The 18869-nt window shown below is 56.1% G+C and carries 15 protein-coding genes; all 15 read right to left on the bottom strand.

The annotated features are described in order from the left end of the window. Positions 1-34: 34 nt before the first annotated feature. Complete coding sequence (locus MKY86_RS29430) at positions 35-1246, bottom strand: MFS transporter (RefSeq protein ID WP_076080891.1); 1212 nt, start codon at positions 1244-1246, stop codon at positions 35-37. A gap of 473 nt (positions 1247-1719) precedes the next feature. Next, positions 1720-2547 (bottom strand): formate/nitrite transporter family protein, encoded by an 828-nt coding sequence (locus tag MKY86_RS29435; protein ID WP_076080893.1) that lies wholly within the window; start codon positions 2545-2547, stop codon positions 1720-1722. A 236-nt stretch (positions 2548-2783) separates the two neighbouring features. Further along, a complete protein-coding gene (locus MKY86_RS29440) occupies positions 2784-4148 on the bottom strand; it encodes an FAD-dependent oxidoreductase (protein WP_076080895.1) in 1365 nt (454 codons plus the stop codon). Positions 4149-4654: 506 nt separating this feature from the next. Further along, complete coding sequence (locus MKY86_RS29445; protein ID WP_076080897.1) at positions 4655-6289, bottom strand: formate--tetrahydrofolate ligase; 1635 nt, start codon at positions 6287-6289, stop codon at positions 4655-4657. Between the two features lie 228 nt (positions 6290-6517). Beyond that, positions 6518-6994: a glutathione peroxidase gene (locus tag MKY86_RS29450; protein ID WP_076080899.1), complete on the bottom strand. Its 477-nt coding sequence runs from the start codon at positions 6992-6994 to the stop codon at positions 6518-6520. Positions 6995-7104: 110 nt separating this feature from the next. Next, entirely contained in the window at positions 7105-8127 is a 1023-nt protein-coding gene (locus MKY86_RS29455; RefSeq protein WP_076080901.1) for an LLM class flavin-dependent oxidoreductase, read from the bottom strand. A gap of 36 nt (positions 8128-8163) precedes the next feature. Further along, positions 8164-8541 (bottom strand): methyltransferase family protein, encoded by a 378-nt coding sequence (locus tag MKY86_RS29460; RefSeq protein WP_340827658.1) that lies wholly within the window; start codon positions 8539-8541, stop codon positions 8164-8166. Positions 8542-8829: 288 nt separating this feature from the next. Further along, positions 8830-9168 carry a DUF3243 domain-containing protein gene (locus MKY86_RS29465; RefSeq protein WP_076080903.1) on the bottom strand — a complete coding sequence of 113 codons (339 nt, stop codon included), beginning with the start codon at positions 9166-9168 and terminating at the stop codon, positions 8830-8832. Positions 9169-9605: 437 nt separating this feature from the next. Next, complete coding sequence (locus MKY86_RS29470; protein ID WP_036726142.1) at positions 9606-10439, bottom strand: M15 family metallopeptidase; 834 nt, start codon at positions 10437-10439, stop codon at positions 9606-9608. A 259-nt stretch (positions 10440-10698) separates the two neighbouring features. Then, on the bottom strand, positions 10699-12579 hold the full coding sequence (locus tag MKY86_RS29475) for a DEAD/DEAH box helicase (protein ID WP_083685399.1): 1881 nt from the start codon (positions 12577-12579) through the stop codon (positions 10699-10701). Positions 12580-13007: 428 nt separating this feature from the next. Continuing rightward, the gene (locus tag MKY86_RS29480) at positions 13008-14678 is read right to left on the bottom strand and encodes an ABC1 kinase family protein (protein WP_076080907.1); all 1671 of its coding nucleotides are present in this window, start codon (positions 14676-14678) and stop codon (positions 13008-13010) included. Then, positions 14679-15026 (bottom strand): phasin family protein, encoded by a 348-nt coding sequence (locus MKY86_RS29485; protein ID WP_076080909.1) that lies wholly within the window; start codon positions 15024-15026, stop codon positions 14679-14681. A gap of 138 nt (positions 15027-15164) precedes the next feature. Next, on the bottom strand, positions 15165-15797 hold the full coding sequence (locus MKY86_RS29490; RefSeq protein ID WP_076080911.1) for a ThuA domain-containing protein: 633 nt from the start codon (positions 15795-15797) through the stop codon (positions 15165-15167). Positions 15798-15858: 61 nt separating this feature from the next. Further along, complete coding sequence (locus tag MKY86_RS29495) at positions 15859-16671, bottom strand: uroporphyrinogen-III synthase (RefSeq protein WP_076080913.1); 813 nt, start codon at positions 16669-16671, stop codon at positions 15859-15861. A 91-nt stretch (positions 16672-16762) separates the two neighbouring features. Then, positions 16763-18817 (bottom strand): methyl-accepting chemotaxis protein, encoded by a 2055-nt coding sequence (locus tag MKY86_RS29500; protein ID WP_076080915.1) that lies wholly within the window; start codon positions 18815-18817, stop codon positions 16763-16765. Between the last annotated feature and the right edge of the window lie 52 nt (positions 18818-18869).

Below are 18869 nucleotides of genomic sequence, written 5' to 3' on the forward strand. Positions count from 1 at the left end.
CAGTTAGTAAAAGGATTATTTGCAGCATGAACGATTATGCAGTCCTGCGCTCAAGCTGTACAGCGGAACGGTTCATATAGGCGTGGAGCGCGAAGAATCCTACGGACAGCACAGCCATGCCGCAAGCCAGCCAGCCGGTTGGCGCAAGACCGCCCCTGTCGAACTGAACACCCATCAGATAAGGCCCGATGACACGGCCGATTGCGCCAATTCCGCCGCTCAGTCCGAGATAGAACGGCGCGCTGCGCTGGGCATGCTCCGAGATGAAGGAAGGCATCGCCGGAGAGATCAGCATCTCCCCAAGGGTAGCCAGCACCATACCCAGCAGCATCCCCGGATAGCTTGGCATAAACAGAATTACAGCATACCCGCCCAGGTAAAAGACGGCGCTTGCTGTCATCTGCGCGGTTGACGTCTGCGCGAACCCGCGCTTGATCAGGCTGACCAGCGGCTGCGCCGCGAAGATCAGCACGCCGTTCAGCGTCCAGAGGAAGCCGTATAGCTGCTTCGACCAGCCTTCCGAGATAATGAACGGCGAGACTCCGCTGTTCCAGATCGAATTGCCGATCAGCAGGAACATCGAGCCCACCGCCATGAACAGATAGATCCGTATATGGCCGAGGAGTCTCCAGCCCGATAATTCATGCTGCGGTTGCTTTTTCGATACTGTGCTATGAGCCGGTGCCGTCCCTACCTTACGCAGATAGACGAAGAAGAATCCGGCAAATACGGCCGAGGTCACCCCGTTGAGCACAAAGCTAAGCATATAATTGCCCAGGAAGCCGCTCAGCGCGGTTCCGAGGGCTACCCCTATATTATTGGCAACATAGATGATATTGAACAGCTCTGCGCGCTGCTCCGCGAACCGGAAACCGATAAAGGCCTGGATCGCCGGGAGGGAGAGGGAGTTGAACAATCCCATCAGACCCATGACGATTATGAATACGCTCCAGCTTCCGCTCGCCCACGGGAGCGCAAACAGCGTCAGGGCGTTCATGGCCAGAGCGCCGACAATCAGACGGTTGACCCCTACCTTATGGTACAACGAACCGCCCAGCAGCTGTCCGGCAATTCCGCCAAGTGACTGCACCAGCAGAACAATTCCCGCGTCCTTCATGCTGCGTCCCAGTTCATCGAATACATACATTGTAACCAGCGGCCACATCAGCGCACTGCCGGTAGCATTAATAAGACTGGCAATCAAGAATACTTTAATTTCCTTCGGATAGGCCTGCATGAATCTCATATCTTGTCTGTCATCCCCTGTAACATAGCTGTCATTAATCCATCCAGTATCATCCCAAAACAGGGGGCGGGGCAAGCATACGCGTTAATGCTGTATCGCGGGAAACCAGGGAATTATCCTATTGAAAATCAATCCTGCCTCTCCGCCGGCAGCGATATGTATATTCTATTCCCCGCTCTTTCACACGTAAAGAAAAATACCTTGCCCGCACTGATTCGTTCCCCGGAAGCCGGGGTAATGATCCATATGAAACACTCCCTATTTTATTCACCGTGAGATCCGATTTCGTTCCCCCGAATCGGATTGCACGGTGAATTTTGTTTTGTCCGGAGGATGATCCTGCTGTCCCCGATACAAAAACACTCCCTGTCTCTACGAATCCCTTGATGCAGGGTGCCGAGAAGCAGGAAGTGCTTAGGCCAAGCTATGTTACAGACCAGCGATGTGATTCACACCGGGTCAAAATCTGTAGATTAAGCGTGTTTCTTCAATCCAGCAGCAGGTACGCCTGCGGCTGGGCTCACAGCACCCGGCTCCTTGCGCAGATAAGCCATCCAGTACGCCGCAGCCACGAAGATTGCGCCGCCCGTCAGATTGCCCAGCCAGACCGGAACGAAGTTGGCCACATACTGGCCCCAGGTGAAATGTCCTTCGAAGATCGCAGCAGGGATAAGGAACATGTTAGCTACAACGTGCTGGAAGCCGATGGCTACAAATGCCATGGTCGGGAACCAGATACCGAGGATTTTGCCGCTGAAATTGTCTGCCCCGTACGACAGCCATACCGCCAGCGCTACGAGCCAGTTACAGCCGATCCCGGAGATAAAAGCCTGCAGGAACGTAGCATCGATCTTATGCTCCGCCATACTTACCAGCTTCTCCAGATACACGCCATCTGATGTAAGACCAACGATGTGACCGAAGAAATAAGCGACGAATAAGGCACCCGCCAGGTTGCTGAGTGTGATCAGCACGAGGTTCTTAATGACTTCCCAGAACGAAATCTTCTTCGCAATAAAAGCCAGCGGCACCGCCATCATATTCCCTGTCAGCAGTTCCCCGCCCGCAAGCAGCACCAGGATCAGTCCGACCGGGAATACCGCAGCCCCGATGAAGTTGGCAATGGACCCCCACTCGGCAGGCGCACCGGCAATGACACGAATATCCAGCAAAAATCCGAGCGCGATAAACGCTCCTCCCAAGAAACCAAGAATAAGTACAGTGCTGAGCGGATTATGCGCCTTCTTCACTCCGTTCTCTACCGTGACCTCAGCGATTCCCTGCGGTTTGTTATAAGCCATGATTCCTATCCCCTTCTAATTACTTAAAATTTGTTCCTTTATGCCATTGTAACGTGATCACAATCACATTTACGTGATAAAAGTCACTATCATAAAAACCACGTGAAAGTTTTCACTGACATGTCAAATTTACCACAAAAGCTGGCTGTACGGAAAATTTTTTCATTCCCGCTGCCATTGCATCGAGAGTTCACAAAAAAAGAGCCCTAAGCGGGCTCCGGCAAAATATTCAGCTCTTATACGTGTACAGGTTCTTTGACGGCAGCCGGTTTCGGCAGAGCCTGAAGGCCTGCGGTATTCAGGAAATTCCAAGGCTTGTTGTAATGCGGCTGGAAAAAGAAGTCGATGAAGGCCAGCTGGTCCACGGTCATCTTATTCTGGATGCAGACCGATACGGTATTGATCGACTGCGTCAGATCCATCTTGGACATAATCTGCGCGCCCAGAATGCGGCGGGTGGCACGGTCAAAGACCACTTTTACCTGAACCTGCTCGAAGGTCGGCATGAACTCCGGACGGTAGTTGTCGATCAGCATCACGCTCTCCGTATCCATTCCCTCGGCTGCAGCAGCCTCTTCAGTCAGTCCGGTTCCGGCAATATTGTCCTCGTAGATCTTGATGCCCGATGTTCCTTGTGTACCCATGTAAGGGATCGTGTTCGAGACCAGATTGCGGGCAACCAGCGTTCCCATACGCACAGCGTTGGTGGCCAGCGGGATGTATGCATGTTTACCCGTTGGATTGTAATGAATCGCGCAGCTGTCACCGGCAGCATAGACATCCGGCAGGCTGGTCTGCATATAATCGTTAACCATAATCGCGCCGTTCGGCAGCATATCCACTTGACCCTTCAGCAGCTCTGTATTCGGACGGAAGCCAATGCAGAGAATCACCAGATCCGTCTCATGCTCACCCTTGCTCGTAATCACCTTGGTCACTCTGCCGTTCTCACCAGCGAAGGAGGCGACCTTCTCGCCCAGCGCCAGCTTAATGCCGTGATCCTCAAGCGACTGCTGGATCGGTGCGGTGAACTCTTCATCGAGATATTTGCTCAGGATGCGGTCTTCCCCATCAATCAGCGTAACTTCCTTGCCATTCATCTGAAAAGCTTCCACCAGCTCGACCCCGATATATCCGGCACCGACCACAGTAATTCTTTTCACCTTCTGCGCTTCTTCGATAATGGTGTTGGAGTGATTGTAGTTCTTCGAGAGCAGGATGCCCTCCATCTCTATTCCTTCGAGCTTAGGCACAATCGGCCATGAACCTGTTGTCATAATTAGTTTGTCATAAGTATCTTCCATTTCCTCGCCGGTGACGAGGTTGCGGGCCTTCAGGGTCCGGCGGGCGGTGTCAATGTTGATTACCTCATGACGCATCTTCGTCAGCACACCCAGGGCGGCAAGCTGTTCCGGGGAGGAATAGAATAGTCCCTGCGGGTCCTTGACCACACCGCCAACGTATAAGGCTATGCCGCAAGACAGGAATGAGATATTATCGTTGCGCTCGTACACCGTAATCTGTGCATCCGGGTATAACTGTGCGGTATTTACAATGGCGGCCGTTCCGGCGTGGGTACATCCAATAACTGCTACTTTCATGATTTCTTCCTCCTCCAAGTTGAAAAGCTTATTTAGTAGGGCTTGTGATTGCGTCTGTAAAAAAGTGCTGTACTGACTGCGTTTATACAACTTTACATTTGTGATTGTTTTCACTTTATACACTGATTATATTGTGATATTTATCACATTGCAAGGGTTATTGTGATTTTTCTCACATTGTTCACAATTTCAAATTTTAATAACTTTGGAGTTTCACCGCATCATCCACTCCATTTGTACCGCCGCTGCACTCTTCAACCTTGGCTTAGTTTCCCCCGGAGGAGGGGCATTATGTCTGCCAGGAGCAGGAAACAGCAGGAGGAAATTTGGCCTACGCGGCGCGCCCGGTCCAATTGTGATCGTTCTGTTTTTAGGCGCGCTGCTCATTTTCATGCTGGGGTTGTGCCTTGAAAGACATGTTTGTTTTGGCATACAAAAAAGCCTCACCCTCCGCAGCATATCTGCGGTAAAGTGAGGCCAAACTACAACTGTTAGCTGATGCTGTCTTATTCCAGACCCGAGATTACGCCATCCTCGTCCACCAACAGGCTTTCTGCCGCAGGCTTGGCGGGGAGACCCGGCATCGTGACCATGTTGCCGGTGATCACTACAGCGAATCCCGCCCCGAGGGACAGAGTGATGTCCCGAATGCCCATGGTGAAGCCTTCCGGGGCTCCGAGCAGCCGGGGCTGATCCGAGAAGGAATACGGGGTTTTGGCCATGCAGACCTGAAGATGATGCAGGCCCAGCCGGTCAATGACAGCGAGACTGCGCTTGGCTGCCGGAGAGAAGGCTACTCCCGCACCACGGTAGATCTCCGTGACGATGCGGTTGATTTTCGACGGGATATCCAGTTGGTCTTCATACAGCGGCGCATAATTCACAGGCTCTTCCCGGTCCAGCAGCTTCATCAGCTCCTTCGCCAGCTCCTGTCCACCCGCGCTTCCCTCCGCCCATACCTTGGATACGGCAGCAGGTACACCCAGCCGCCCGCAGGCTTCCAGCACCTCATTCACTTCAGCAGGGGCATCCCCTTCAAAATGATTCAGCGCCACCAGCACAGGCACGCCGAACTTGCGCAGATTCTCAATATGCCGCTCCATATTGGACATTCCGGAGAGCAGCGCCGCCCGGTTGCCCTCATACAGCTCTTCCTTGCGGACGCCGCCGTTGTATTTCAGCGACTTCACCGTCACCACCAGAACAGCAGCCGAAGGTGTCAGCCCGGCCTGGCGGCATTTGATGTCCATGAATTTCTCCGCGCCCAGATCTGCGCCGAAGCCTGCCTCCGTCACCACCACATCGCCCAGCTTCAGTGCGTAGCGGGTTCCGATTACACTGCTGCAGCCGTGGGCAATATTAGCGAACGGGCCGCCATGTACAATGACCGGGGTTCCTTCCAGCGTCTGGACCAGATTCGGCTTCACCGCCTCCTTCAGCAGCGCAGTCATCGCCTCCACGGCTCCAATCGCCTGTGCGGTTACCGGCTGACCCGCATGGTCATACCCGACCAGAATGCGGCTGAGCCGCTGCTTCAGATCCGCAAGGTCGCTGCATAGGCACAGCACGGCCATAATCTCGGAGGCTGTTGTAATCTGAAAACCGCTCTCCCGCACAGTTCCGTTGCCGTCCCCAATGCCGGTCACGATATTCCGCAGGCTGCGGTCATTCATATCCATGACCCTTTTCCAGACGATTCGCTGTGGATCAAGCCCCAGGCTGTTGCCCTGGAACATATGATTGTCGATCATCGCCGAGAGCAGGTTATGTGCTGACGTCACCGCATGGATATCCCCCGTAAAATGCAGGTTAATCTCATCTGCCGGAACGATCTGCGCCTTGCCGCCCCCGGTCGCTCCGCCCTTCATCCCCAGACAGGGACCAAGCGAGGGTTCACGCAGCGCTGCTACCGTCCGTACACCCGCTGCATTCATCGCTTGGGCGAGCCCGATGGTCGTCAGCGTCTTGCCCTCACCTGCCGGTGTAGGATTCATCGCGGTCACCAGAACCAGCTTGCCGTCCGGTTTGTGCTTCAGCTCTGCCCAGAGCGAGGGCGCCAGCTTGCTTTTATATTTGCCGTACAGTTCCAGATGCTCCTCCTTGATCCCCGCTGCCGATGCTACCTCTGTAATTAACCTCATGCCGTTATGTAACCCTCCTGCCGTTATTATCCTGCATTCTTGCTTCCTGTATGCGATTCATGTAGTCAGGCGAAGCATTTCTCTTCAAAGAATACAGGGTCTCTGAAAAGATTCAAGGATAATTTTCATACATTATAGAAAACTCCCGGACCGGGCGCATCTGCACCACTATCCGGGAGAACACGTATAGCCTGGCTCCAGCCTTCAGAGCGGATGATTTCAGCCTCATTACAGCATGGATACGATAAGTCCCTTCATGCTCTCCGGTGATTCCTTAGGCTCGACACGGGCCGCCACATTGCCGCTGCGGTCAACCAGGAACTTCGTGAAGTTCCACTGGATATCACTGCTCTCGCCGTCACCCGGCTGCTGGCCCTTCAAATATTGAAACAGCAGGCTCGCCTCCGGACCATTCACATCGACCTTGGCGAACACCGGGAACGTAACCCCATAGTTAATCTGGCAAAAGGACTCCGCTTCCTCGCTTGTGCCCGGCTCCTGACCGGCGAACTGGTTACACGGAAAGCCCAGCACCACCAGCCCCTGGTCCCCGTACTGTTCGTACAGCTTCTGCAAATCTCCGTATTGCGGGGTCAGTCCGCACTTGCTGGCGGTATTGGCGATCAGCAGCACCTTGCCCTCATAGTCCTTAAACGGCACTTCTGTACCCGAAGGCGTCACTCCTGCAAAACTATAAATCGACATCTCTGCTTCGCTTCCTTTCGGCTGTATGCCCAGTTCTTAAGTGCGCTTTATATAAGTAACCTCTTCATTCTACCCTATTCGCAGCCAAAACCAAATTCCAGCGGCAAAGGCTATGCCCTGCGCTGCAGCCCGCAGGCTTCGGCGATGAGCCGGATGGATTGCAGCTTGTCCCTGAACTCATGGATATGCGAAGAAATCATCAGCTCCCCGCAGCGGTATTCTTCCGCCAGCAGCTGGAGCTGCTCCCTGACTTCAGCAGGCGAGCCTATGACCATCCGCTTCCGGTTATCCGTAATGGTGAAACGGTCGTAAGGGGTATATGTATAGTTCAGCGCAGTCTCTACGGACGGGGTCGGGGAAGAGAGGTGTTCCCTCTCCAGGCTAACCAGTGAGAGATCCATACTGGCAGCCAGCCGGTCTGCTTCGGCCGATGTCTCTGCACAGACGGCGAACACCGCAAGCAGCGGCTTCGGCGATGCAGCGGCCACGGATGGCGCGAAGCTGTCCTGGTACTCATGCACCGCTCCCGCTCCCCCATTCCCGGCAATGAACCGGGCGAAGGCATAACCGGTTCCCAGCCGGGCCGAGAGCGCCGCACTCTCCCGGCTGGAGCCCAGCAGCCAGATTTCCGGTGCTGAGTCTACTGCAGGCGTTGCCCGCAATCCGGCATAGCGCTGCGGGGATGCTCCGCCCTCTGTTTCATAGAGATAGGCTATCAGCTCCTGAATCTGCTGCTCGTACCGGTCAACGTCGTCAATAGTCACACGGGTATCCTGTACTGCTTTGGCGGCCAGGGCACCGCCGCCTGCCGCTCTCCCTATCCCGAGATCGATCCGCCCGGGATAGAGCGCCTCCAGGACGCGGAAATTCTCCGCGACCTTGAACGCACTGTAATGCGGGAGCAGCACCGCTCCCGAGCCGATGCGGATCGCTGAGGTTACCGCAGCGAGATGCGCCATCAGCACTTCCGGGCTGGAGCTGGCGAGGCCCGGCGCAGCATGATGCTCCGCGACCCAGAAGCGGTGATAGCCGAGCCGCTCCGCTTCACGGGCAAGCAGGGCCGTCTGCCGGAGCGCCTCTGCCGGAGTGCTTCCCACCGATACCGGGGATTGATCGAGAATGCTTAATTTCATATGAGAGCAACTCCAATGGGTTGGATTATAGAGTCTTCAGAGATATCTTGGCGTCCTGCTGCTGTAGGATCTGTATTCTTCGCCAAAGACAAGACGCAAATGCTTCTCCTCCTGCAGAATCAGCAGATGAATAGCAGCAACATTCAACACTAGAATAACCAGCGTCAGCCAGCTCGGATACATAAGATAAAGACCTGCGAACATCAGATCGAAGCCGACAAAAGCAGCGTTCCGGCTAACCTTATACACCCCGCGGGTCACCAGTCTGGTTGTTGTGGACTTATCAATTCCTACTCTCCAGGAAGTGCTCATCGCTGCCATGGCAAGAATGAATACCGCACACCCTATACTAACTATACCCACACCGATATAATTCACAACCGGAAGATTATAATGCCGCCCAAGCAAGTTCACAAGATACGGCTCAGCTATGGATGTTCTTTCTGTTGAGAATTACAAGCTTTAACACATAAGAGGCAAGGAACGTACAGAATAAGATCAGGGATAGGAGATTGAGGGTGGTCATTAGGTTGCTGGGTCAATTGTTTCCTGCACAGCAAATAGGCAGCACCGCAAGTATCACGGAACCGCCTGATTTACTTTACTTTTATAGGATGGGATGGAGCAACGTTGTTACTGTTTCAGGGAGTCATGCTGCTTGCCGTGCTTGTATTGCTTGAGTTGCCAGTGGTACCGCTACTTTTAGTGCTGCACCATCTTCACCAGCATATGCGCCAACCGGTGGCGCTCCTCCTTGTTCCCGGCCTTCCACAATTCCAGCAGCAGCTTCTCTTCGCTATTGCGGGGCTCCTCGTACGCTGCCAGATAATCGGCGATTTTCTCGGCGGCCAGCGCCAGCTGTTCCTCGCTGAGGCCGATTTTTTGCGCCAGTTGAATGCGCTTTCCTAAATACGCCTTGAACTGCCCGAAATTGTCCAGAATCATCTCCTTCTGCCCCGGATCGATCCGGTCCAGCGCCTCCGTTACCCGGTTCATGGTCACACTGCCGTCCTTACTCACCACATGATTATGTTCAGACATCCAGAACGCCTCCCATTTCATAGTGTGCGGTTTCCCACTACTTAACCAGCGTTTCCGGGGGTGAACCATGCTGCTGAACGAGCCACTACCCGCCTCAGAAGCAAGCAAGTAGATAAACGTATCTTATTTTCCCGGTTTCAGACGATTGGCCGGAAGCAAGTGGAAAAACAGCATCTAATTTGTGGAGTTTGGGTACTTTTGCTGAATATTGATTCATTAAGTGCTCATGATCCAACTGCTGCCCGAGGAACGCTCAATCGCGCCGTAGCAGGTGGATGAAATCCACTTATTTCCTGTGACTCGTATCATCATGGCATATAGTTCCCAACATTAGTGTTCCGTTAGTGTCCAGGTATGCCCAATGCGGAGATACACCCAGCCGTACAGACACACAAACGGCCCCGCAAATCGCGGGACCGCCTGATCATAGTGTAGGGTTAATTCGACACCGGGACGGCGTCATAATATTCCTCGAGTGTAATCCCTCTTTCGGCTATGGAAGCCGCAATCTCCTTGCCTACATAACGGACATGCCAAGGCTCATACTTGTACCCGGTAATCGCCTCCTTGCCTTCAAGGAACCGGATAATATAGCCGTATTCAGCGGCATGGGCGGCAAGCCACTCCGCTTCCTTCGTTCCTGCAAAGCAGCTCTCCGCCGCACACTTGCCGTCTCTGCCGGACAGGTCAATGGCCAGCCCCGTCTGATGCTCGCTGTGTCCCGGCATGGCGCTGTAAGTCCGGGCCTTCTCTTCGCCGTCTCTGGCGACATAGTTATCGAACAGCCGTCTCTGGGTCGATTCCGAACGGTAGCCGGATACACCGGCCAGATAGACCCCGTCCGCCTTCGCCCCCGCGAACATCTCCTCCAGCGCCGCAGCCGCTTCACGCCGCAGCATCCGCTTCTCAATCTTCTCCGAGAAGATAAAAGGTACGTCCGGGTAGACCAGATCGGCAGGCTTATACTGATCAGGCAGGCTGTACTGCTTATTAACCATAACCGTGATGCTCTCCGGCTCGGCTACCACCATCTGCGCAGCATTGTTCCCGGATGTGCCATTGCCTGAACCGCCAGGAGCTGGCTGATCCGTAGGCTCCGGCACTGCCGAAGCTTCAGGCGCTGCCTCCGGCCCCTCGGCTCCCAGATCTGTGCCTGCATTTATATTGGTTTCGTTCTCCTGGGAAGCGGACGGTGCCGTGTACTTCCCGATTCCCCAGCCGACCGCAATGACGACGATGAGTAGAATGACAATTTTAGCGGTTTTGGACATGCTGTGTAATCCTCCTAAACGTTGTGTACCCCCGCACTCCTGAATTCGGCAGAACCCCGCCTGATCAAAAGTGCAGGTTACATTCTTTATCTCTCTATTTATACTTGTACCCGAATACCTGCCCGAATCTTTCTGGCGGTATCTATTAGACAGGCCTGGTAGCCAAAAGGTTTCAGTAAATAAATATTACCATAGAGTCATTGGCTGTTACGCCAACGGCCCTATGGTAACAAGGATTAGCTATGCATGTAAAGCGCCTTTATCTGGAGGAGCCGCGTCCGCCGCGTGCACCGCCGCCGGAGCCTCCACTGCGCCCGCCCCGCGATGAATTCCCGCCGCTGCTGCGTCCGCCCGAGCTGAAGCCGCCCTTACCGCCCTTAGAGCCGCCGCGTGAGCCGCCTTTGGGAGCGGAGGCGTTATAGCCGCCCGCATCGTTGCTGCGCGCTACATGCGCCCGGAATTTCGGGCTCGACTTCGCGCCGCCGGGATTATACCCGGCCCCGGAGCCGGCACCCTTCGAAGCGCCGTAGCTGAAGCCGCCAGCTTCTGCGCCCCGGGATACGTTGGTGCTGTAGCCGCTGCTCGGCCCGCCCTGGGAGGCGTTGCCTCTGGCGGAACCGCCCCGCGCAGCGCCGCCCTTGCCGCCGCGCCCGGCTGCGGCACCCGCACCTGCACCCGCAGCATAGCCGCTGGCTGGTGCGCTGTCGCCACCGCTGGCGAAGGCGCCGTAGCCGCCGCCAGGTCTCGGCTTCTTCGCCGCGCCTTGCCCGGCGGAGTCGCCCTTCGGCGCCGCAGCGGCGCTGTACGCGCTGCGCTTGCCGCCTCCGGCCGCGTCCTTCCGGCTGCGGCCGCCGCCTTCCGCAGGCGCGCCCCAGCCGCCTGCGTCTTTGCCGCCGCGTCCGCGCCCGCCCGGACGCCCTGCGGCTTCGCCGCGCGGCGCACCGCCGCTGCGGCCCTGCCCGCGGCCGCCACGGCCGGCGCGCGCCGCTTCAGGCGCCGCGCTCTGCCGCCCGCGCGGCGAGCCGCCGCCTTGCACGGAGGTGAATTCGCCTACGCCGAATTCATCCTTCTCGTACCGGCGGCGGTCCAGCCGCTGGGAGATGCCGTGCTCGATCAATTCGAGCCCGGCGCGCTCACGCGGCGAAGCGAACGTGATCGCGAGGCCCTTGCCTCCGGCGCGGCCGGTGCGGCCAATCCGGTGAATATAGCTGTCCGCATCCAGCGGAAGATCATAGTTGAAGATATGGGTGACCCCTTCAACATCCAGACCCCGTGCCGCCACATCCGTAGCCACCAGCAATTGGAGCTTGGCGTCACGGAACCGTTTCATGACGGCTTCGCGCTTGCCCTGAGACAGATCGCCGTGCAGCTCGTCACAATCATACCCGGCCGCCTGCAGCGCCTCGTTCAGCTTGATGGCCCGGCGCTTCGTCCGGCAGAAGATGATCGCCAGGTAAGGACGGTCGCGCTCGATCAGGGAGATCAGCGCCTCCTCCTTGTTGCGGTCAGAGCATTCCACCACCTGCTGGCGGATATTGTCCAGAGGAATCGGCGAGCCGCTCTTGATAATGACATCCAGCGGCTCCTTCATATAGTTCGCTGCCAGCCGTTTGATCGGGTCCGGCATCGTCGCGGAGAACAGCATCGTCTGGCGGCGGTAAGGCACAGCCGTAATGATCGTCTCCACATCCTCCAGGAAGCCCATATGAAGCATCTGGTCCGCTTCATCCAGCACCAGCATCTTCACGCCGCTAAGGTCCAGGGTCTCCCGGCGGAGGTGATCCAGCAGCCGTCCCGGTGTACCGATGATCAGATGTCTGCCGCCTTCCAGCTTGCGCAGCTGCTTCTCCACATCCTGCCCGCCGTAGACGGCCAGAATCTTCACACCCGTGTGACGGGCCAGCTTGCGCGCCTCTTCGGTAATCTGCAGCGCCAGCTCACGCGTCGGTGCCAGAATCAGCGCCTGCGGATAAGCGGCCTCAACCCGGATCTTGTCCATAATCGGCAGCAGAAAAGCCAGCGTCTTCCCCGTTCCCGTCTTCGCACGTGCGATCACATCTAGACCCTGCACCAGCGGCGGAATCGCCTCTTCCTGCACCGGCGTCGGCTTCACGATGCCCTGCCCCTTGAGCAGATCCATCAGCACTTCAGATACTCCTAAATCTTTAAAACCCGGCAATTGCTCCACCTCACTAATTTTCTAAATTTTCAGTTCATCCTGTCAGTCCATAACTTATATTCATCCATGTAACGGAGTAATGTACGCAATGTAAGCTGAGGGGCATTTCACCCTCAGGTCCTTTGACAAGGACGGTACCGTTCACATTCTTATCGTTTCAAATAAAAGCGGAAGCACCCCGTCACCGGAGCCCTTCCGTCCCATGGGCCCGCAAGGCAGCGGTCGAACGTTCGGTTATACGGCGCAGCAGCGATCCACCGGACGTTCAGACGGCACTCCATTTGCGTTCCATTACACTTTAATTGTGGCAAGTTATCTTAATATTGTACTTGATTTTGCAACCTTTGTATGCATTCGGCGAAGAATAATTATTTATCCGTCTCTTCCGGCTAGAATCTGCCCGATTTGAAGATGGAGAATAGCAGCCACAGAATCATCAGCAGCGCGATGACCGAGCCGATCTCCACAATCGGGAAGTCCCAGAGCAGCGACGGCTCGCCGCGCAGGGAGGAGGCAACAATCAGTCCGGCCATGATGATGCTGAAGGCCAGCAGCACGATACTGAAGGAGAGGCGGTTGCCGATCCGGCTGAACTTATGCTCCAGGTCCTGCAGCTCGGGGACCCCGATCTCCACCTTCAGCTTCCCCTTGCTGATCAGCGAGGAGAGCTGCCGGGCCTGAGCGGGAAGCTCAACCAGACTCTCGGCAAGATCAGCTACCCCGCCCAGCAGCTTGCGCTGCAGGCGGCTTCCGCTGAAGCGCTGCTTGATCAGCCGCCTGCCGAACGGCTCGGCCATCTGCATAATGCTGAAGGCCGGGTCCAGGCTGGCGACCATGCCCTCCAGGGTCAGCATCGTCTTGCCCAGCAGCGCCAGATCCGGCGGAATGACCAGCCGGTGCTTGCGGGCAATGCTGAACAGATCATTCAGCGCCTTGCCGATGCTGACCTGCTTGAACGGGATATCATAATACTGCTCGCGCAGCCGGTCCATATCCTCGTGCAACGCCATCCGGTCGGCCTCCTCCGGGATCACTCCCAGGCGCAGGATGGCCCGTACCATCGAGTCCGTATTCTTGCGCATGAGTGCGATCACCAGCGCGGACAGGCCATCCTTCATCTCCTCGCTAAGCCGTCCGACCATCCCGAAATCAATCAGGGCCAGCTTCCCGTCCTCCAGCACCATGACATTCCCGGGATGCGGGTCGGCATGAAAGAAGCCATGAATAAAAATCTGGTTCAGCATCATCTCCACAAACTGCTGGGCGATTGTCTTAAGCTTCACGCCCGAGCCCAGCAGTTCGTCCTTGCGGTTCAGCGTAATTCCTTCCATGTATTCCATGGTCAGAATCCTGGTGGAGCTGAAGTCCCAATAGATGGCCGGTATATATACGTTATCTTGAGCAGACAGCTGCCCGGCTATGCGCTCGGCATTGCGCCCTTCCTGGGCATAATCCAGCTCCGCCAGCAGCGCCCGGGAGAATTCCTCAACCATCCGGGCTAATCCGTATTGCCTGGCCCAGTCCATCTTGCGCTCGGCGAGCAGGCTCAGATCCGATAGAATCTCAAGATCCCTGCTCATCGTCCGCATGACGCCCGGACGTTGTATTTTGACCGCTACACTCTGCCCGCCATGCAGCACAGCCCGGTGCACCTGACCGATGGAGGCGGCAGCAAGCGGATTATTCTCAAAGTATTGGAAGACCGCATCGATATTCTGGTCCAGCTCCTGCTCCAGAATATTGCGGGCTGTCTCGGCTGAGAACGGCGGCACATGGTCCTGCAGCTTGACCAGCTCCTGAATAATCGCATCAGGCAGCAGATCGGAGCGCGTGCTGGCAAGCTGGCCCAATTTGACGAAGGTTGGCCCCAGCTCCTCCAGCACCCTGCGGACCCGTTCACCGAGGGTCACACTTTCATGAACCTCCTGTGTGATGATCCTGCGGGGAAGTGACAGAAGATGGTAGAGGCCCAGTTCCTCCACCATATAGCCGAAGCCATGACGCATAAGCGCCATGGCGATTGCCCGGTAACGTCCGGCATGCCTTATGCGGACAGCCATTTATTCCGTACGCTGTTCCGGCACGGTGGTCTCCTGGGGTGACTTGCCCTCAAGCTCGGCAACACGGCCCTCAAGCTGGGCAATGCGCGACTCCAGCCTGGTGATATCCTCCTGCACAGGTACCTTAAGCTCCTTCAGCACCCGCTGAACCTGCTCCTGCACGGCAGACTTGAACACACCCCGTTCTTCATCTCCGCGCTCTACCAGCCGTTCGACCAGCGCCTTGGATTCCGACGGGGCCAGCTCGCCCCGCTTCACCAGATCGTCAACGACCTTCTCAACCTTCTCCTTGCTGACAATGGTGAGGCCTACGCCTAATGAGATAGCTTTCTTCAACAGATCACTCATGGTACTTCCCTCCCAAAGATTGCAGTTATGGATAAAGTATACCCCTTCGCCCGCCATTTCACAAAACAACCCCACAAAAGTGGGGCTAAGCTTCGATATGGCCGATTATTTGCCGATTATTTGCCGATTATTTGCTGATTATCTGGGGATACGCGCCGCCCAGGTGGCTGCCCGCAGAATCAGCTGACGAACAGCCGGATGCCGGAACGACGGCTCATGATGGCCGGGCATCAGATAGACCACCCGTCCCAGGCCATAGCTGTGGCACCAGGCCGCAGGCAGCATCTCCCCGTCCGCTTCGTATTCGAGCAGAACCTGCTTCTCGGTGAACGGATCGAACTCGAACCGGTACGGCTCTTCATCGAGCTGGAAGTCTTCGATGCCTTCGGTAATATCATGCTCCTGCACCTTGAACTGAAGCGGAGTATAGGCCGGATGGCCGGTGAATCTGGCACCGATCAGCTGGGCCAGCTCATAACGCTTCGCCAGGGATACCCCGGTGTGCAGGACAATCAGACCGCCTCCTCCGCTGACATAGCTCAGCAGACCTGCCGTTTGCTGCGGAGATACCGTTTCATTCCACAATTCATTATATGCAATGCACAGATCATATCCGGACAAATGCTCGCTTAGCATCAGCTTCTTGTTCTCTGAGCATTGTACCGTCAGAAGCTCATGCAGAATTTCACTGACCTGCTTGTCCACACCTTGCAACGGGTGAAACCGGGGGTGTGTGTAATCGCCTAACAACAGGCATTTTCTCTTGTCCATAGGTCTCCTCCTCCATATCTCTCTGTATTTGTAGCAGTAACTATAATTGAACGGCCTGCTGCTACCGGTTAGCCGCAATATAGCGGCCCAGGGTAACGAACATGCTGCCCATCCGCTCGTGCTCCGGCATGACAATCCGCTTCAAGCCTTCTTCCTTCAGAGCCTCCGAGGTCATACGGCCGACAGATACCGCCAGCACCCTCTCTTCAAAAGCCTGCACCAACGCCGCAAGCTGCCCCTGCTCCCGCGCATGCTGTGCCAGGAAGCGGAATTGCGGCGCACTTGTGAACGCCACTGCATCCACCTGTCCTTCGGTGATCTCTGTGAGCAGCAGCTCCAGCGCTCCAGGCTCCGGCTGAGTATACCGGTAAGGCTGCACACAGCTTACAGCTGCGCCCGCCTGCTCCAGCCAACCGGTCAGCTGCGGGGCAGTCTCCCCATGCAGCTGAAGCATGACCCGCTTGCCCTGCAGATCATAGTCCTGCAGGCCGCGAATCAGTCCGGCAGAGCTGCCGTCATCGTCACGCACGACCGGCTCAAGTCCCCGTTTCTTCAGGGCATTCACTGTCTTATAACCACGGGCAGCAACAGGTGAGCCAGAGAGAACCTCCAGGAAGCGGTCCGCAAGCGCCAGCTTCGCAGCCGTCTCGAACAATGCGTCCAGCCCCATACCGGTAGTCAGAATAGCCAGATCCGGCGGCTGCTCTGTCCAGGCAATCAGCCCCTCACGCAGGGCGGCATCATCCAGAAAGGTTGTCCCTTGAGCGGGACGGTGCAGCGCGGTTCCTCCCATATTCTCTACCAGCTTGGCCATGTCTTCCGCTTTACGCGGACCGGCCAGGGCTACGGTAATGCCCTTTAATTGCTCTGCCATGAACGCTTCTCCCCTTCATCACCCCGTATTGTTGCTTACCAGTATACTTGCAAAGTGAGGTAAAAGAAAAGACCAGACCGCATATTCGGCCTCATGAATTCTGCTGATCCTCAGGGAGGTTCTCCCCCGGCTTGACCGCTTCCGGCGCGGCAGGAGCCTGGTTTCCCGGGTATAGCTTGAAGCGTCCGACCAGCTGCTGCAATTCATCGGCTTGCCGGCTCAGGTCGGCTGAGGAAGAGGCGATCTCTTCCACCGAGGCAAGCTGCTGCTGGGCTGCTGCCGAGATCGTCTCGGTACTGCCTGCCGCAGCCTCGGTAATGCCGCGGATCTCGCTAATAGCCTGATCCAGACTATCTGCTTCTGCAGTCAGGGTCTGAACGCCCTCGTTCATTCCGCCTATAGTCTCCGCGGCCCCCTTAATCGCCCTGCGGATACGCGAGAACGAACGTCCCGTTGTATCCACAGCCATAATGCCGTCCATCACCTTAGTCTTCGCATCCTCCATGCTTGCCGTAGCCCGGAGCATCTCTGAATGGATAGAGGCAACCTGCTCGGAGATCAGGCTTGCTGACTTTCCGGATTCTTCCGCAAGCTTGCGGACCTCCGAGGCTACCACAGCGAACCCGCGACCCTGTTCACCGGCTCTGGCCGCTTCTATGGACGCATTCAGCGCCAGCAGGTTCGTCTGCCGCGAGATTCCCGAGATCACGCCGGTAATCCCCTGGATCTGCCCGACCCGCTCACTCAGCTGATCGATGACCTTGCCCATCTCCTCCACGGTCTCATGAATGCCGTTGATTTTGTCGACTACGCTGATGACCGAATCATTGCCCTCCGAAGCCGACAGCGAGGTCTTGTCCATCATTACCGATACCTGCTTCATGAACTCCGAGATATGGGCTACCTCGGTTGTGGTAGCAGCCGTGCTTGCCATTCCTTTATGTACACTGCCCACCTGCTGCTGTGTACCGGCTGCCACCTCCTGGATGGCCACTGTCACATGCTCTATAGCTTTGGTCGTCTGCTCTGCCCCCGCGCTCAGCTGCTCAGCGGAGAAAGAGACATTATCCGTCATCGTCTGCACCCCGATAATCATCTGCCGCAGATTCTCCACCATCAGGCGGAAATTCCCGGCCAGCAGGCCGATCTCATCCCCCCGGAATTCCCCGATATCCTCAGACAGGTCGCCGCGGGCAATCCGCTCGGTTGCCTTGCGCAGGCGGATCAGCGGCTTCAGAATCGACGCAATGTTGAAATAGATCAGCACCAGCGCCAGCAGCACGGATACAGAGATGACCAGCCAGACCGTCTCACGGATGCCGCTGGTTGCCTGCGTAATCTCATTCAAGCTGATGGTGCCTCCGATTCGCCAGCCCGTCAGCTCATTCACCATGAAGGTCATCTTCTTGGGTGCATCCTTATATACATAATCGAAGCTTCCGCTCTCACTCCCGAACATCTGCTTCACGAACTCAAGCGAGGATTCCGCGCCAATCGCTTCTGTGGGATGAACCAGGAATTTCTTGCTGCTGTCGATAATCAGAATATAGCCCTCCTGACCGACCTTGATATCCGTCATACCGGCAAGGGAGGACAGATTCAGATCAAGACTGACTACGCCGTCCCCGTCTGCGAGCACCGCCGATACCGCAATGGCGCTCTCCCCGTTCACCGTCTGAAATACCGGTGAGATCACAGTGCCGCTGCCCTGCTTAAGCGCATTGATATATGTATTCTCCTTGCGCGGATCATAGCCTTCCGGCAGCTCCAGCTCTGCCGCTCGGATGCTCTTGCCTTTGCTGGTTCCGGCATAAATATCAAGCACATCGGGATGCAGTGCGGCATACTCCCGCAATCTGTTCTCCAGTGCAGGCGCCGCCAGTCCGGCCGCCTCGTTATTAATGGAATCTGCCGGAAGCTGTCCGGCGAAATAGAGAATATCATCTATTTTCGACTGAATATTGGAACTTATGATCTGGTTCACTGCAACTACACTTTCCTGGGCATTATTGGTAAGCTGCTCCCCCATGTTGCTGCTGGCCGATTGATAGGTTAACCAGCCTATAATGATGCTCGGTACCAGCAGGACAAGCAGATAGGTAGTAATCAGCTTCGTACGGATGTTCAGACGCACCTTTTTATTCATATGATGGACTCACTCTCTCTTTCATTCTTCCTGGGTCTTAAGAAGGATCATA

This window comes from Paenibacillus sp. FSL R7-0333 (assembly GCF_038000365.1).
Taxonomy (GTDB): Bacteria; Bacillota; Bacilli; order Paenibacillales; family Paenibacillaceae; genus Paenibacillus_AQ; species Paenibacillus_AQ silagei.

What these genes read in the sequence shown, in the direction of transcription:
- MKY86_RS29430 (WP_076080891.1), bottom strand. Translation starts at nt 1,246, where the DNA reads ATGAGATTCATGCAGGCCTATCCGAAGGAAATTAAAGTATTCTTGATT.
- MKY86_RS29435 (WP_076080893.1), bottom strand. Translation starts at nt 2,547, where the DNA reads ATGGCTTATAACAAACCGCAGGGAATCGCTGAGGTCACGGTAGAGAAC.
- MKY86_RS29440 (WP_076080895.1), bottom strand. Translation starts at nt 4,148, where the DNA reads ATGAAAGTAGCAGTTATTGGATGTACCCACGCCGGAACGGCCGCCATT.
- MKY86_RS29445 (WP_076080897.1), bottom strand. Translation starts at nt 6,289, where the DNA reads ATGAGGTTAATTACAGAGGTAGCATCGGCAGCGGGGATCAAGGAGGAG.
- MKY86_RS29450 (WP_076080899.1), bottom strand. Translation starts at nt 6,994, where the DNA reads ATGTCGATTTATAGTTTTGCAGGAGTGACGCCTTCGGGTACAGAAGTG.
- MKY86_RS29455 (WP_076080901.1), bottom strand. Translation starts at nt 8,127, where the DNA reads ATGAAATTAAGCATTCTCGATCAATCCCCGGTATCGGTGGGAAGCACT.
- MKY86_RS29465 (WP_076080903.1), bottom strand. Translation starts at nt 9,168, where the DNA reads ATGTCTGAACATAATCATGTGGTGAGTAAGGACGGCAGTGTGACCATG.
- MKY86_RS29470 (WP_036726142.1), bottom strand. Translation starts at nt 10,439, where the DNA reads ATGTCCAAAACCGCTAAAATTGTCATTCTACTCATCGTCGTCATTGCG.
- MKY86_RS29475 (WP_083685399.1), bottom strand. Translation starts at nt 12,579, where the DNA reads ATGGATCTGCTCAAGGGGCAGGGCATCGTGAAGCCGACGCCGGTGCAG.
- MKY86_RS29480 (WP_076080907.1), bottom strand. Translation starts at nt 14,678, where the DNA reads ATGGCTGTCCGCATAAGGCATGCCGGACGTTACCGGGCAATCGCCATG.
- MKY86_RS29485 (WP_076080909.1), bottom strand. Translation starts at nt 15,026, where the DNA reads ATGAGTGATCTGTTGAAGAAAGCTATCTCATTAGGCGTAGGCCTCACC.
- MKY86_RS29490 (WP_076080911.1), bottom strand. Translation starts at nt 15,797, where the DNA reads ATGGACAAGAGAAAATGCCTGTTGTTAGGCGATTACACACACCCCCGG.
- MKY86_RS29495 (WP_076080913.1), bottom strand. Translation starts at nt 16,671, where the DNA reads ATGGCAGAGCAATTAAAGGGCATTACCGTAGCCCTGGCCGGTCCGCGT.
- MKY86_RS29500 (WP_076080915.1), bottom strand. Translation starts at nt 18,817, where the DNA reads ATGAATAAAAAGGTGCGTCTGAACATCCGTACGAAGCTGATTACTACC.